Origin of the sequence: Sphaerospermopsis sp. FACHB-1094 (genome assembly GCF_014696195.1) — a bacterium.
Classification (GTDB): domain Bacteria; phylum Cyanobacteriota; class Cyanobacteriia; order Cyanobacteriales; family Nostocaceae; genus Sphaerospermopsis; species Sphaerospermopsis kisseleviana.
This window is the reverse complement of sequence record NZ_JACJPT010000126.1, coordinates 1-14165: the sequence shown is the minus strand read 5'-3', so window position 1 is coordinate 14165 and position 14165 is coordinate 1. Positions and strand designations below refer to the sequence as shown.

The window sequence follows — 14165 nt, the reverse complement described above, 5'->3', positions numbered from 1 at the left end:
GCTCCTTGCTTATCTCCTAATTCAGAACGGACACCTCCCCGGTTGTTGTAGGCTTGGGCAAGGTTAGGATTAATCTTGATAGCTAGGTTGTAATCATCTATTGCTCCTTGCTTATCTCCTAATTCAGAACGGACACCTCCCCGGTTGTTGTAGGCTTGGGCAAGGTTAGGATTAATCTTGATAGCTAGGTTGTAATCATCTATTGCTCCTTGCTTATCTCCTAATTCAGAACGGACACCTCCCCGGTTGTTGTAGGCTTGGGCAAGGTTAGGATTAATCTTGATAGCTAGGTTGTAATCATCTATTGCTCCTTGCTTATCTCCTAATTCATTACGGGTAAGACCTCGGTTGAAGTAAGCATCTTCATTATTTGGTTTCAGTTGCAATACTTGAGTATAATAACCAAAAGCATTTTGATAATCTTCTTTCTCAAGACACTCATAACCTAAGCGCATATATTCGTCAGCTTCAGAAGATGTCAAACTTTCTAAATAGCTGCGTAAACCCCCAGCATAAAGCAATTCATCTATTTCCACCAAGGCTTTACCAGTATTCGAGTTAATCATATTTGTTGGTAAAAATCCCGCCAAAATCAGATTGTATTCAGCCTGAGCTTCGCTAACTTCCTCTTGAATTAAAATACAAACTAGAACAGCATTTTTTTCAATTTCTTCTCGACTAATTGACCATTGAATTTTATCAAAATTGCCATTCCGGGCTTTAACCTGAATACCAATTGATGAGTCAGAAGTTAAGGTAAAATCAACTTTTCCATCACCACCAACGCGCTTTTCATAGTCAACTTCCGTGACAAAATCAGCTAAACGGGATTTAACAACTTCCTCACCCAGTTTCCCCTTCATGTTGTTGATAAAGTAATTTTTGGGGTCGGTTGGTTTATACTTTTTCACCATTTCCCAGCAAAAATCCCGTAATTGGTCTAACCTTTGACCAGAAATGACAGTTAATTCACTATGTTGGCCTTTTTCGTCACAGTGGAGTAATTTAGCAGATTTAAGTCTTTGAATAAAATCAGTCTGTTGTGCCTTGAGTGGTGTTGTCCAGTCCATATTGGTTTAAATTTACTCTAGCGATATTTTTAAATAGAATGTTAATGGGAAAATTTCAGCTTAACACCTCAAGACATCGGACAGGTAATTGCTCAAGTAGGGTAAATTTGTAAGAGCTAAAATCTATCCATAATAATAGTATAGCGATCGCTCTGCTTTAGTCTAAACTCCAGGCTGAAAGTACAATAAAATTATCCTTCATTTAAACCCCATCATGGTTATCCCAGAACTCGAACAACAACTCCTTCAGCTTTCGCATAACGATAAACTGTATATTATTCAACTCCTTGCCCAAAGCCTAACTACAAGCAATACCAACTCAGAAAAACCTATTAAAATCTCAGAATTTTTCCGTCAATCTCCCTTGGCTGAACTCACTGAAGAACTCGACTTGAACCGCGATCGCAGTCTACCCCGCGATACCTTCAACCCATGACCTACCTTCTTGATACTTGTCTAATTTCTGAACTTGTTGCCAAACAACCAAATCAAAAAGTTTTAGATTGGGTAGATGCCCAAATTCCAGAAACACTTTACCTCAGTGTAATTACTATTGGCGAAATCGCTAGAGGCATCTGTAAACTTACTCCATCTAAGAGAAAAGAATCTCTCACAACTTGGCTAAATGAAACCCTACCCAATCGCTTTGAACACAGAATCTTAACTCTAGATGTCTCCACAATGGTGTTATGGGGAAATTTAGTCGGGCAACTAGAACAGAATGGCCGACCTCTACCCGCTATGGATTCTTTAATTGCCGCTATTGCACTTCAACACTCTATATCACTTGTTACTCGTAACGAAAAAGATTTTGCTGGGACTGGGGTTGTGATCATTAATCCTTGGTCTTGACTTTTAGAAAAAATATGCCACACTAATATTTAGATAAACTAAACATTTGAAAAAGGAAGTGTCTCCCCATCGTGACTAGACTAACGGGAAACATAGACTCTTCGGTAACATCTGCGCGAGTCCCACAATCAGTAATATTGCAAACCCTGGAACTGACGCGCCGCTTTGAAAAATTTACAGCCGTTGATAATTTGAATATCTCCGTTGCATCGGGAGAAGTTTTTGGTTTACTCGGTCCCAACGGTGCTGGTAAAAGTACGGTAATTAAAATGCTAACTACTTTACTGCCCCTCAGTAGTGGTAAAGCATACTTAGGTGGTTATGATGTGACTCGTCAACCCGATGCAGTCAGAAGGGTGATAGGTTACGTACCCCAAGCTTTATCAGCAGATGGTAGCCTGACAGGTTATGAAAATCTTTTAATATTCGCTAAATTATACGATATACCCGCTAGAAAACGACAACAGCAGATTAAAGATGTGTTGGAATTTATGGGTTTAGAGGATGCAGCACATCGCTTAGTCAGAAATTATTCTGGGGGAATGATTCGTAAATTAGAAATTGCCCAGGCTATTTTACATCAACCGCAGATTTTATTTCTCGATGAGCCGACAGTGGGATTAGATCCCGTAGCGCGATCGCAAGTTTGGCAGCTAATGGAACAACTGCGTATAGAATTTGGCACAACCATCTTTTTAACTACCCACTTTTTAGAAGAAGCAGATACTCTGTGTCACCGAGTAGTAATCATGAATCAAGGTAAAGAAATTATCACTGGTTCACCCACAGAGTTAAAAGCAGCCATCGGCAAACCAGATGCAACCTTAGATGATGTCTTCATCCAATACGCAGGTAATCAATTAATATCAGGAGTGAGCTACAGTGAAACTGCAAGAACCAGACGTAACTCTCAACGGTTGGGTTGAAACCAGGCATTCTCGACCAAAAGGTATTTTGTCTGCGATCAAAAACTTATTTACTAAAACCCTGATAATTACTGAGTTAGAGGTAAGAAAACTGCGTCATGATCCCAGTGATTTAGTAATCAGGGCTGTACAACCGGCTTTATGGTTGATCATTTTTGGGCAAGTATTTACTCGGACTCGCGCTATACCCACAGGTGATATACCTTACCTAGATTTTATGACTCCCGGTATTTTAGCTCAAAGTGCGTTGTTTGTCGCTATTTTTACTGGGGGAATGACATTAATTTGGGAACGGGATTTAGGAGTTGTGCATAAATTTCTGGCTGCACCCATACCCCGCACTGCCATTGTTTTGGGTAAAGGAATTGGTTCTGGTGTACGTTGCTTTTCCCAGGTGGTATTTATTTACCTGTTGGCTTTTTTGTTAGGTGTAAACCTAAATCACCATCCTTTGGCTTTCTTGCAGGTAGTTTTGATTGTGTTTTTGGGTGCTGGTTGTTTTTGCACTTTTTCATTAATCATTGGCTGTTTAGTGAAATCACGGGAGAGGTTTACGGGAATTGGGCAATTAATCACCATGCCGTTATTTTTTGCCAGCAATGCGATCTATCCTATTTCATTGATGCCAAGTTGGTTAAAGCTCATTTCTCACTTGAATCCTTTGACTTATGAAGTGGATGCTCTACGGGGTGCAATGCTGGCGCAGGGTTCAAGTATTTATGGGTTCGGGTTAGATTGTACAATTCTCTTGCTAACATTAATAGGTTTAACCTACATCTGTGGACGACTTTATCCACGGGTGGCGATGTAATCTGGAGAAAAACGGTCTTATGAGTTTGGATAAACCCTCTAAAGAATGTGCCGCTAGGGTGATGGAAACAGTTCCCTTATTGATGCGGTTTATCCGAGACGAAATGCGATCGCACAGTGCAGACTCTTTATCAATACCACAGTTGCGATCGCTCGCTTTTCTCAATCGCAATCCCGGTGCTTCTTTATCTGAGGTAGCAGATCATTTAGGTGTCACCTGTGCTACAGCATCAACAACTATTGAAAGACTTGTACAACGTCATCTGGTGCAACGCACTGATAACCCGCAAGAAAGACGGCGAGTAGTTTTGAATATCACCAGAGAAGGCAAGTCTTTATTAGAACAATCTCAGGAAAAAACTCGCGCTCATATTGCCGAAATTATCGAGGGTTTGACACCGGAACAATTATCACAAATTGAAGCAGGTTTGACTTTATTAAAAAATGTCTTCGAGCAAACAGAAACAAATCCACCCTAAAGATCAGGCTGCACACGATCCTTTTGCAGCCATGAGATTTCGAGATTATCGGTTATTTACTATTGGGCGTGTTCTCTTGTTTACAGGGGGACAAATGCAGACTGTCGCCATTGGTTGGGAACTTTATGAACGGACAAATTCCCCGATGGCCTTAGGTGGGGTAGGACTGGCACAGGTTCTACCGATGATTTTACTGACATTCATAGCAGGTCATGTGGCAGATAAGTATAACCGCCAGCGTACTACCTTACTGGCAATTTTCATGCTGGCACTTTGTTCACTGGGTTTAGGAGTTATTTCTTACAGCAAAGGGGCAATTTTCCTAGTTTATGCCTGTTTAGCGTTTATGGGTGTAGCGAGGGCATTTTTGAAGCCTGCCAGTGATGCGCTGATGTGGCAGTTGATACCGACTCATGTGTTTGCGAATGCAGCAACTTGGGTAAGTAGTAGTTTTCAGTTAGCGTCAGTGATTGGACCTGCTTTGGGAGGATTTGCGATCGCACTTTTCAAGAGTGCTACCCCAGTTTATATAGTGGCGGCGATCGCCTGTCTATTATGTTTCGCCTCTGTTGCAGCTATTAAACCTCAAAAAACCGACTTTGCCAAAGAACCAATATCTTTAAAATCCCTAGCTGCGGGGGCGGAGTTTGTTTGGAATAATCAAATTATTCTCGCTGCTATTACCTTAGATTTATTTGCGGTTTTGTTGGGTGGTGCAGTGGCATTATTACCCGTCTATGCCAAAGATATTTTACAAGTTGGTCCAGTGGAATTAGGCTATTTACAAGCAGCACCATCCATAGGTGCATTGATCATGGCCGCATTGTTGGTATATTTGCCACCTATCCGCAAAGCCGGACTTGCGTTACTGTGGTCAGTTGCCGGGTTTGGGGTGGTAACAATTATCTTTGGTTTATCCCGTTGGGTGTGGTTGTCGTTGTTAATGTTGGCGTTAACTGGGGCTTTAGATAGTATTAGTGTGGTAATTCGTCATACTTTAGTACAAATTAAAACCCCTGATCATTTACGGGGAAGAGTTGCGGCTATCAATAGTGTATTTATTAGTGCGTCTAATGAGTTGGGGGGTTTTGAATCTGGCGCGGTTGCGGCTTTATTTGGACCTGTTTTCTCTGTGGTTAGTGGGGGAATAGGTACGATTTTGGTGGTGGTTGTGACGGCGATGATTTGGCCGGAGATTAGGAAGTTGGGCGCGTTGCATGAGGATTTATAGTCAGAATCAGGATTTATAGGATTTACAGGATTTGATTATCTTAGGACTTGTGGACAAGTCACGAAATAATGAACCACGAAGATACGAAGGACACGAAGTTAAGAGGGTTTTAAAGAGATTTTGGGTAAGTCCTGTAGCTGTATTTTTTTCATCCTGTTAATCCTTTAATCCTGGGTATCCTGATATGGCTTGCGCCACGCTATCAGACATTTTCATCTATCTAATTTTCCAACCAGTTCTACAATTGTAAGTTAGGAATATTACAGCAGTTTTCATGTCTTTAGACCACAGTAAGGGCGAAGCATTCGGATGATAGTCTTAGGTAAAAACCGATAATTAATTATCCGAATGCTTCGCCCCTACTAAATTTTAAAAAAAGCAAATTATATTTAAGAAAAGGCAAGAGATGATCCTCTCCTGCCTTCCGCATATTCTTGCTGTATCAAATGCCACTTATTATTGATTGATTACCCAACCGCTACAGGAACTTTATAATAAACCGGCTCATTCCCTGCTTTCCATTTAATATTACAACCAATACTCGGCTTTTGTTCCCAAATAATTTCCTGATCAGCTAAAACATAATTAATTGCTTTCCGTAAATCTTGTCCAGTTACAGGTAAACCATTTTTCGGACGACTATCATCTAATTGTCCCCGATAAGCCAGCTTTCTATTAGCATTAAATACAAAAAAGTCTGGAGTACAAGCTGCAAAAAAATCTTTAGCTGCTTTTTGACTTTCATCATAAAGCAAAGGATAGGATAAATCTATTTCTTGGGCAAAATCTTTAAGTAATTCTGGTGCATCATCAGGATGAGTATTAATATCATTAGAACTAATTGCTAAAATACCCACATTTCTATTTTTGTAATCTTGTCCTAACTTTGCTAATTCAAATTTGATATGTTGCACAAAAGGACAATGACGACTAACAAAGATAACTACCAATACTTTCTTATCAGCAAAATTCGCCAATGAAATCGTTTTACCTGTTACTATATCTGGGAGATTAAATTTAGGTGCTAAAGTTCCCAAAGGTAACATTGTTGAAGGTGTTAAAGGCATAAAATCCAATTCCTTTAATTTTCCAATTACAATTATTTAATGCTTTTAAACCTAAAACCTCTCTCCAAACCTCTCTCCTTGTAAGAGAGAGGCTTTGATTTCCCGCCTTCCCTAAAAGGAAAGGGGGTTAGGGGGTTAGGTCAAGCTGCTACAAGATTGGGAATATATGCGGAAGAATCTCCTTTAATGGCTTGACTATATTTACCATCAATTCCTAAAGGAAGATCACCAGCAATGGTTACACGCTGCACACGACGGGGTTGATCTCCATAATCGGCGATCGCATAATGTTGAGTAGCTCGGTTATCCCAAAATGCTACATCTCCAACTTGCCAACGCCAACGCACTGTATTCTCAGGTCGTGTAATATAAGATTGCAATAAGCGCAGAATATCGGCTGATTCAGTGGGAGATAAACCGCGAATTTGCCGCACAAAACCACCAATAAATAGACCTTTTTCCCCAGATTCAGGGTGAATTCTCACCACTGGATGCAGTGTTTCATACACCGTAGAAGTAAACACATCCCGGTAAGATTTCACTTCTTCCGGTATATCAAAGGCTGTGGCATAATCATAGGCATTACTATGTACTGCCCAAAGTTGATCCGCTAAATTCCGCAAATGCTCCGGTAAATCTTGGTATGCAGTCACCGAATTTGCCCAAATAGTATCCCCTCCCGCCGGCGGAATTACCAATGCCCGCAAGACTGAGCCAAGGGGCGGACGATCTACAAATGTAACATCGGTGTGCCAGTTATTCGCACGGGCAACGGTACGGCTGTAATCTAAGTCCAATACTTCTGGATATCCAGGAAGTGATGGAACTGTGGGATGTGCAGTAGTTATTTTACCAAAACGACGGGCAAAATTTACTTGTCCATTAGCATCTAGTTCTTGTCCACGGAAGAAAATGACTTTATATTGAACCAAGGCTTTTCTAATTTCGCTGATGATTTCATCACTAAGATTTTCAGCTAAATTAACACCTTTAATTTTTGCACCGATACGTCCAGCAATTGGTTTAACTTCTATGTTTTGATAACTCATAAATCTGTGTTCTCAATTTAGGAATAGTTGAATGCAGCGTTTGACTAAGCAGCTACAGGAACAGGAGCAGCAAATTTAGCATATCGCTCAATATAGAACTCTTTGGAGTGAGCGATCGCCTTTACCGATTCCCTTTCTTTAAGCGCGTGTTTCCACTGTTTCAAACGAGTAAATTCAGCAGGGATACCAAAGCCACGATAATGTTTAAGAGCGCCCCATCTTTCAAACCAGGGGAAAAAGGTAAAGTCAACCAAACTGATAGATTCACCAAACCAGTAGGGACCATCTCCCGAAAGTTTTCCTAAACCTTCATTTTCAATAAATTCTAGATGTTTGTAGAGTTCTTTTTTAGCTTCTTCTTGTTTTTGGAAATCTGGACTGCGTAACAGTGTAGAAAAAGCAGGAACTAATCTAGTATTAGCAAAATCTATCCAAATTCTAGCCTGAGCTTTGGCAATGGGGTTACTAGGTAAAAGCGGGGGGTTAGGAAACACTTCATCCAGATATTCATTAATAACTGCTGATTCCCAAATTCGATTTTCTCCATGAGTAATTGCAGGTACTTTTCCATAGGGAGAAACTTTTGTAAAACCTTCTGGTTTATTCTGTAAATCAATTTCAATCAAATCAAAATCAATCCCCTTTTCTTGAAGTACCAAGCGGGTACGGTGAGCATAAGGACAAACAACCGCACTATAAATTTTAATGTCAGCCATGTTTAAATTCCTTAGTAAATTAGGATTTGTGTTTGGGAAATTTGTTGACATGAAAAACCCAAATCTTAAATAGTCAGTAGTTACTTGCAATACCGAAACTGACGCAGACATAACTATCGCCAGTTATCTGTGCATCACCCTTGAGGGGGTTGAATAATTTATTGATGACTTGAGAGAAATCAGAAACTACAAATTGTTGACCGATTTATCGGGGATTGTGTTAGTAGTATTGCATGACTAAAAAGAAATTTCAAGTGGTTTTACAAAAAATCTGTGTTTGACTAAATTTATGGCTTACGAATGATTAGTATATCTAAATAATGGTTAAGTTATACTTGAGAGCAAGAGGTAAAATCAAGAACAATGAATACAAATACTGAGATTACTGGGTTTCATGCACATATTTATTTTGATACCGTCAGTCGTGAAGCGGCTGCTCGTGTCAGAGAAGGTTTAGGTGCTAAATTTGATGTAAGATTGGGGCGTTGGCATGAACAACCTATAGGACCACACCCGAAATCAATGTATCAAGTGGCTTTTTTACCACATCAGTTTGGTGAAGTTGTGACTTGGTTAATGCTTAACCGTGAAGATTTGGATGTTTTAGTTCACCCAGAAACGGGAGATGATGTCAAAGATCATACCGATAATGCTCTGTGGTTGGGAGAAAAACTACAGTTAAATATTGAGTTTCTGCAAAGGTTGAAAACTATTTAAACTTACCAAAATGCTTTGTCGCACAGTCCTTTTTGACCTAGATGGAACTCTAACTGATCCTAAAACGGGGATTACTCGCTGTATTCAGTATGCTTTATCGGAACTTGGTTATCAACCACCAGATGCTAATGAATTACTTTGGTGTATTGGACCACCTCTAAAAAGCAGTTTTTCCCAGTTATTGCAAACCTCTGATGACACATTACTGGAGGAGGCAATTTCACTATATCGTAGTCGCTTTTCTACAATTGGGTTATGTGAAAACTCTCTTTATCCGCAAATTCCCGAAACCCTAAAAATTATTCGTGCTGCTGGTTATCAGACTTTTGTAGCGACTTCTAAACCTCAAATTTATGCTACACGCATTATTGAATATTTTGATTTAGCACCTTTGTTTGATGGTGTTTATGGTAGTGAATTAGATGGTAATAGAAGTGTAAAAGGTGATTTAATTTCCTACATTATAGAGAGGGAAAGTCTTTTACATTTTTCTGTAGTTATGGTAGGCGATCGCTCTCATGATATTATTGGAGCTAAGAAAAATAATATTGCTTCAATTGGTGTGACTTATGGCTATGGAAGTAGGGAGGAATTGGAAGCTCATAAAGCTGATTTAATTGCTGATTATCCAGATGAGATTCCTACATTAGTAAGCTGTTGTGCAGCTAGATTGTATAATAGGGAATTAGGTAACTAAGAGGTTGTCTTAAAAGTTTTCGGCGAATATAATTCGCTACTACACAAACAAAGTCCACCTGCGTGGACTAACGAAAAATTAAGGATTTGAAACTTGCGTAGGCAGGTTTTGTCTGTGTAGATGTGATTTTTAATCGCCTAAGTTAGACTTTTCAAACATCCTCTAAGACAGATTTATTCACTTAAATACTCCTGTCTGCGTTCTTGGATGAGTTCATCTACCAAGTTTCTATCAGGTGATTTATCTTTTAATAAACCTCTTAATTTTTTAACTTGTTGTTTGAGGCTGACTAATTGGAGTTTTCCGTTATCTTCCAGAGTTAAAATTAATCTATCTCCAGATTGTAAATTAAGTATTTGTTGGATTTCTTGGGGTAAAGTTAAACGTCCTTCCGGTTCAATATCAAGTTTATAGTGTTGAGGACTTGATGAATTAGGAAGTGTCATAGCTTGATATTTCCTTATTTTATACATATTTCTAGTTTAGCAAAAATCAAAGCCTTCGTAAGTTGGGAAAATTATTTTCATTTATTTACTACCTGTACTCTGGAGTTTTTATACTTATATTTTAAGCTACTTTTATTTTACTCAGTAGTTAACACAAGTATAATTGTACTATATATTTTTTAAATTGAGCGATCTGCTTGCAGCAGCGCTTCGCTATCGCCCACTCTGCACACTCTAGAGCCGTCAAATATTTAGAATCTCTAAAAATTAGCCGCCAATAAATTTAGTTCACCATATTTTTTATAAAAAGGTACTTGCTTTTTCATGAGAGTTATGAGATTCTACTATTAATCTACGATAAATCAGTCGAGATACAGTAGTTTTATCAACAACCCACCACTAACGCTAATGCCTATAACTATAGCTAAGGAGTTGAAAAAGCTTTCCCAACAAATAAATATCAAATATGCAGCAGTCACATTGACATATCTGACAACTGCTATCCCAGAAAATTTTTATCATCCTATATTCATTGAGTAAAAAATATTACTTGGAGTCTGATATGGGCAAACAACAAAAACAACTAAGACTAGGTGCATTTTTACCCGGAGCAGGTCAGCACGTAGCAGCTTGGCGACATCCTCAAGCACGGAGTAATGGCGCTCTCAACTTTGAGCATTATAAACAGATAGCCCAGACAGCCGAGCGCGGTAAATTCGACGCATTTTTTCTAGCTGATGGTTTAGCCTTACAACATCGTCCCGGTGCAGAAGGCCGGACAGCCTTTGGTGGAGACTTTGAACCTGTAACCCTATTTTCAGCCTTGTCTGCGGTGACAGAAAAGATTGGTTTTATCGCTACAGCCTCTACCACCTATGAAGATCCCTATATTCTCGCACGCAAATTTGCTTCCTTAGATCATATCTCCGGGGGGAGAGCCGGCTGGAATGTAGTGACAACAGGAAGTAGTGAAGCTGCTGGGAATTTCGGTTTAGAAGCCCATCCTATTCACGCAGAACGCTACATCCGCGCCCACGAATTTATTGATGTGGTTAAAGGTCTTTGGGATAGCTGGGAAGACGATGCTTTTGTCCGTGATAAAGAAACAGCTTTTTACTATGATCCCAATAAAATACATCAACTTAACCATAAAGGTAGATTCTTTTCCGTGCGCGGACCATTAAACATTGCCCGTCCGCCCCAAGGTCATCCTGTAATTGTACAAGCAGGTTCTTCTGAAGATGGTAAAGAATTAGCTGGTAAAACTGCCGAAGTGATATTTACTGCTCAACAAACCTTAGAAGATGCTCAAGCCTTCTACGCAGATGTTAAAGGTAGATTAGCAAAATATGGACGTACTCCGGATCAACTCAAAGTTATGCCCGGTGTTTTTCCAGTGGTAGGACTAACAGAAGCAGACGCAAAAGCCAAATATCAGGAATTACAGGATTTAATACATCCCCAAGTTGGTTTAGCTTTATTACAAGGACTGATAGGGACGGATCTTTCTGCCTATCCCCTGGATGGACCATTGCCAGATTTACCAGAAACCAATGATAACAAAAGCCGCCAAGCATTATTAATTGATATTGCTCGTAGACACAATTTTACCATTCGGGAACTGTATCAATGGATTGCAGGAGCGCGTGGTCATTGGACAATTATCGGTACACCAGTACAAATTGCAGATCAACTAGAAAGCTGGTTTCTCAATGACGCTGCTGATGGCTTCAATATTATGCCTCCTTATCTTCCTGGTGGATTAGATGATTTTGTTGATTTAGTAATTCCTGAACTACAACGTCGGGGTTTATTCCGCACTGAGTATGAAGGTACAACTCTGCGGGAAAATCTGGGTTTATCTCGTCCAGTTAATCAATTTCAAAAAGTATTAGCAGCAGTTTAAATAATTGGATTTCGCGCAGAGACGCAAAGGAGCAAAGTTTTAGATTTTAAATCCAAGGTTAAAGAAAATTTATTGTTCCCTTAGATCCCGTCAGCACAGACGTTAAAAGCCTACCGGAGTCTATGCAGACTATCGGAAAGTTAGGCTTGTCCAAAAAACAAGAATCTTCAATCTCACGTATTAAACCCAAGTCAAAATCAACAGCATGATCTCCCACAGATCCCCGATTTTTTGAAAATTCATAACTTTTAAATTCTGCAATTGTTTGAGAAGTCAGGGATCTAAGTTGTCTTGTAACTTTTCTAAGGAAAATATGACTAAATATAGCAAATTGAAAAGCTCTCCCTCCGCCGCAGTTAGAGCCAATCTGGATTATCCTGTCATTGATACTGATGTTCACACTAATGACTTTACTCCTGCCCTTGAGGATTATATTGCTCACTACGGCGGTGTGAAGCTGGTAGATGAATTACGCAAGGCTGAATCTTCTCGTCTTAATCCCAAGAGTGAAGGTAAAGACTGGTATCAACAAACTCCTGAAGAACGTCAATATAACCGGACATTGCGATCACCTTGGTGGGCTAGAGTTACCCGTAATACTTTAGATTTGGCTACCTACACTCTCCCTGCATTACTCTATGAACGTCAAGGGGAGCAAGGTTCAGATTATTCTGTATTATTTCCCAATAATGCCTTAGCTGCGGCTGGTGCAAGTAAGGAGAATCGGCAATTATTGCAACGGGCAATTAATCACTATCATGCTGATATTTACCGCAAATATAGCGATCGCCTAACAGTAGTAGCTGGTATCCCCATGACTACCCCCCAAGAAGCGATTGAAGAGTTGGAGTTTGCTGTAAAAACACTGGGGCTGAAAGTGGCAAATATCCCTGGTGGTGTGAGACGGCCAATTAAGGCGATCGCAGATAAATACCCAGCCGATCAATTCCCAGAAATTGGCAAATATGCCTCTTACATTGACTTTTTCGGGCTAGATAGCGAATATGACTATGATCCCTTCTGGGCTAAAGCCGTTGAATTAGGTGTACCTCTCACCACCCATTACGGTAGTCAAGGATGGACTGGACGCTCCTCCATTAGTAACTACATGAACAACCACATCGGTCACTTTGCTGATGGTTCACAAGCATTTGCCAAAGCATTGTTCTTTGGTGGTGTAACTAGACGCTTCCCCCAATTGCGTATCGGTATGTTGGAAGGTGGGGCAGATTGGGGCGCTCACGTCTACATTCATTTAGTAGACCGTTTCTCCAAGCGCAATTTAGAAGGACTGCAAAACTATAACCCAGATTTAGCTAATCCTGATGAGTTGTTTGAGTTGTTTGCAGAGTATGGTGGAGAAATTACTCAAGGACATTCCCTCAGCAAAGAGGAATTGACTAAAAGTGTACTAGGAGCTTCCTTCAACCGTCACAGTCGTTCACCAGTGGGTAGCGAATTGGAAGATTTTGGTGCAGCAGGGATTCAATCAATTGAAGATATACGCGATCGCTGGGTGAATAGTTTCTTCTTTGGTTCTGAATCAGATGATCGTACTATTGCTGCGGCATTCAACGATAAAGCCAACCCCTTGGGAGTCAAAATTAACGCCATTTACTCCTCTGATGTTGGTCACTGGGATGTACCCGATCTCACCGCGCCTTTAGCTGAAAGCTGGGATTTGGTGAGAGAAGGCGTAATTTCTGAAGCTGACTTCAAAGCTTATGTATTTGGCAATCCCTATAAATTCTACACCCAAGCCAACCCTGATTTCTTCAAAGGTACAGCCGTAGAATCTAAACTACCTAAGACCGAATCTCAAGTAGAGAACAAAACCTTGGTGGGTGTGTAAATGACCTGGTGAGGTTGCGCCAAAAAAAAAGAGTATCCAATCTTCTGGGATGGGCATCCTGCCCGTCCTTGATCCCACATTCCGCACTTCATAAAGTAGCATAATTAAACTACATTATCAGGTAAAGCCAAGACAGGTGGCATCCATTGAAGCTATTCAACAAAGTTTAGTGGAAAATTTTGGAGACATAAAAGACAAGAGAGTAGAGCGAACAAAGAAACATCAACTAACCGATATCTTAGTGATTAGACCTGTCCGAAAATTAAAAAGGCAGTCTGTGTATGGCTTTGAGGATGTTCTCATTTCAGCCAGACTTGACGTAATCATCAGGGCTAGAGATAGTTACT

General features: G+C 40.1%; 15 protein-coding genes and 1 pseudogene. 11 read left to right on the top strand and 5 right to left on the bottom strand.

Features of this window, described 5'->3' with window-relative positions; all coding sequences use genetic code 11:
• On the bottom strand, positions 1-1070 hold a 1070-nt coding region (locus tag H6F47_RS23785; RefSeq protein ID WP_190651284.1), incomplete at its 3' end, for a tetratricopeptide repeat protein.
• Between the two features lie 214 nt (positions 1071-1284).
• Here H6F47_RS23785 and H6F47_RS23780 point away from each other — a divergent pair.
• The 6 genes from H6F47_RS23780 (at position 1285) to H6F47_RS23755 (ending at position 5368) form a co-directional block, all read left to right on the top strand.
• Positions 1285-1506 (top strand): hypothetical protein, encoded by a 222-nt coding sequence (locus H6F47_RS23780; RefSeq protein WP_190651283.1) that lies wholly within the window; start codon positions 1285-1287, stop codon positions 1504-1506.
• A complete protein-coding gene (locus tag H6F47_RS23775; protein WP_190651281.1) occupies positions 1503-1922 on the top strand; it encodes a type II toxin-antitoxin system VapC family toxin in 420 nt (139 codons plus the stop codon). The genes H6F47_RS23780 and H6F47_RS23775 overlap by 4 nt, the downstream gene beginning before the upstream one ends.
• Positions 1923-1993: 71 nt before the next feature.
• Entirely contained in the window at positions 1994-2848 is an 855-nt protein-coding gene (locus H6F47_RS23770; protein WP_190651279.1) for an ATP-binding cassette domain-containing protein, read from the top strand.
• Entirely contained in the window at positions 2805-3659 is an 855-nt protein-coding gene (locus tag H6F47_RS23765) for an ABC transporter permease (protein ID WP_190651277.1), read from the top strand. The genes H6F47_RS23770 and H6F47_RS23765 overlap by 44 nt, the downstream gene beginning before the upstream one ends.
• A gap of 19 nt (positions 3660-3678) precedes the next feature.
• Positions 3679-4137, top strand: coding sequence for a MarR family transcriptional regulator (locus tag H6F47_RS23760; protein ID WP_096572458.1), 459 nt, complete (start codon positions 3679-3681; stop codon positions 4135-4137).
• A complete protein-coding gene (locus H6F47_RS23755; protein WP_096572457.1) occupies positions 4103-5368 on the top strand; it encodes an MFS transporter in 1266 nt (421 codons plus the stop codon). The genes H6F47_RS23760 and H6F47_RS23755 overlap by 35 nt, the downstream gene beginning before the upstream one ends.
• Positions 5369-5835: 467 nt before the next feature.
• Here H6F47_RS23755 and H6F47_RS23750 read toward each other — a convergent pair whose 3' ends face one another.
• The 3 genes from H6F47_RS23750 to H6F47_RS23740 form a co-directional block, all read right to left on the bottom strand.
• Positions 5836-6435 (bottom strand): thioredoxin family protein, encoded by a 600-nt coding sequence (locus H6F47_RS23750; RefSeq protein WP_137668350.1) that lies wholly within the window; start codon positions 6433-6435, stop codon positions 5836-5838.
• 140 nt (positions 6436-6575) lie between these two features.
• A complete protein-coding gene (locus H6F47_RS23745) occupies positions 6576-7484 on the bottom strand; it encodes a TauD/TfdA family dioxygenase (protein ID WP_096572455.1) in 909 nt (302 codons plus the stop codon).
• A 44-nt stretch (positions 7485-7528) separates the two neighbouring features.
• Positions 7529-8200 (bottom strand): glutathione S-transferase family protein, encoded by a 672-nt coding sequence (locus H6F47_RS23740; protein WP_190348670.1) that lies wholly within the window; start codon positions 8198-8200, stop codon positions 7529-7531.
• A gap of 363 nt (positions 8201-8563) precedes the next feature.
• Between H6F47_RS23740 and H6F47_RS23735 the strand changes: the two genes are divergently transcribed.
• Both H6F47_RS23735 and H6F47_RS23730 read left to right on the top strand, forming a co-directional pair.
• Complete coding sequence (locus H6F47_RS23735) at positions 8564-8917, top strand: DOPA 4,5-dioxygenase family protein (protein WP_096572453.1); 354 nt, start codon at positions 8564-8566, stop codon at positions 8915-8917.
• Between the two features lie 10 nt (positions 8918-8927).
• Positions 8928-9614 carry an HAD family hydrolase gene (locus H6F47_RS23730; protein WP_096572452.1) on the top strand — a complete coding sequence of 229 codons (687 nt, stop codon included), beginning with the start codon at positions 8928-8930 and terminating at the stop codon, positions 9612-9614.
• A 173-nt stretch (positions 9615-9787) separates the two neighbouring features.
• On the opposite strand, the gene H6F47_RS23725 is transcribed toward H6F47_RS23730, so the two are convergent.
• Positions 9788-10060 (bottom strand): AbrB/MazE/SpoVT family DNA-binding domain-containing protein, encoded by a 273-nt coding sequence (locus tag H6F47_RS23725; protein WP_096572901.1) that lies wholly within the window; start codon positions 10058-10060, stop codon positions 9788-9790.
• Positions 10061-10622: 562 nt separating this feature from the next.
• Here H6F47_RS23725 and H6F47_RS23720 point away from each other — a divergent pair.
• From H6F47_RS23720 to H6F47_RS27620, 3 genes and pseudogenes are all read left to right on the top strand, one after another.
• The gene (locus tag H6F47_RS23720) at positions 10623-11966 is read left to right on the top strand and encodes an LLM class flavin-dependent oxidoreductase (RefSeq protein ID WP_137668347.1); all 1344 of its coding nucleotides are present in this window, start codon (positions 10623-10625) and stop codon (positions 11964-11966) included.
• A gap of 313 nt (positions 11967-12279) precedes the next feature.
• On the top strand, positions 12280-13818 hold the full coding sequence (locus tag H6F47_RS23715) for an amidohydrolase family protein (protein WP_096572450.1): 1539 nt from the start codon (positions 12280-12282) through the stop codon (positions 13816-13818).
• A gap of 136 nt (positions 13819-13954) precedes the next feature.
• Positions 13955-14165, top strand: a pseudogene (locus H6F47_RS27620) (hypothetical protein); the annotation flags it as partial.

Bases quoted from the DNA above. Each gene is read 5' to 3' on its own strand.
- H6F47_RS23745 (WP_096572455.1), bottom strand. From the start codon at position 7,484: ATGAGTTATCAAAACATAGAAGTTAAACCAATTGCTGGACGTATCGGT.
- H6F47_RS23750 (WP_137668350.1), bottom strand. From the start codon at position 6,435: ATGCCTTTAACACCTTCAACAATGTTACCTTTGGGAACTTTAGCACCT.
- H6F47_RS23725 (WP_096572901.1), bottom strand. From the start codon at position 10,060: ATGACACTTCCTAATTCATCAAGTCCTCAACACTATAAACTTGATATT.
- H6F47_RS23735 (WP_096572453.1), top strand. From the start codon at position 8,564: ATGAATACAAATACTGAGATTACTGGGTTTCATGCACATATTTATTTT.
- H6F47_RS23780 (WP_190651283.1), top strand. From the start codon at position 1,285: ATGGTTATCCCAGAACTCGAACAACAACTCCTTCAGCTTTCGCATAAC.
- H6F47_RS23740 (WP_190348670.1), bottom strand. From the start codon at position 8,200: ATGGCTGACATTAAAATTTATAGTGCGGTTGTTTGTCCTTATGCTCAC.
- H6F47_RS23715 (WP_096572450.1), top strand. From the start codon at position 12,280: ATGACTAAATATAGCAAATTGAAAAGCTCTCCCTCCGCCGCAGTTAGA.
- H6F47_RS23760 (WP_096572458.1), top strand. From the start codon at position 3,679: ATGAGTTTGGATAAACCCTCTAAAGAATGTGCCGCTAGGGTGATGGAA.
- H6F47_RS23720 (WP_137668347.1), top strand. From the start codon at position 10,623: ATGGGCAAACAACAAAAACAACTAAGACTAGGTGCATTTTTACCCGGA.
- H6F47_RS23730 (WP_096572452.1), top strand. From the start codon at position 8,928: ATGCTTTGTCGCACAGTCCTTTTTGACCTAGATGGAACTCTAACTGAT.
- H6F47_RS23775 (WP_190651281.1), top strand. From the start codon at position 1,503: ATGACCTACCTTCTTGATACTTGTCTAATTTCTGAACTTGTTGCCAAA.
- H6F47_RS23755 (WP_096572457.1), top strand. From the start codon at position 4,103: ATGTCTTCGAGCAAACAGAAACAAATCCACCCTAAAGATCAGGCTGCA.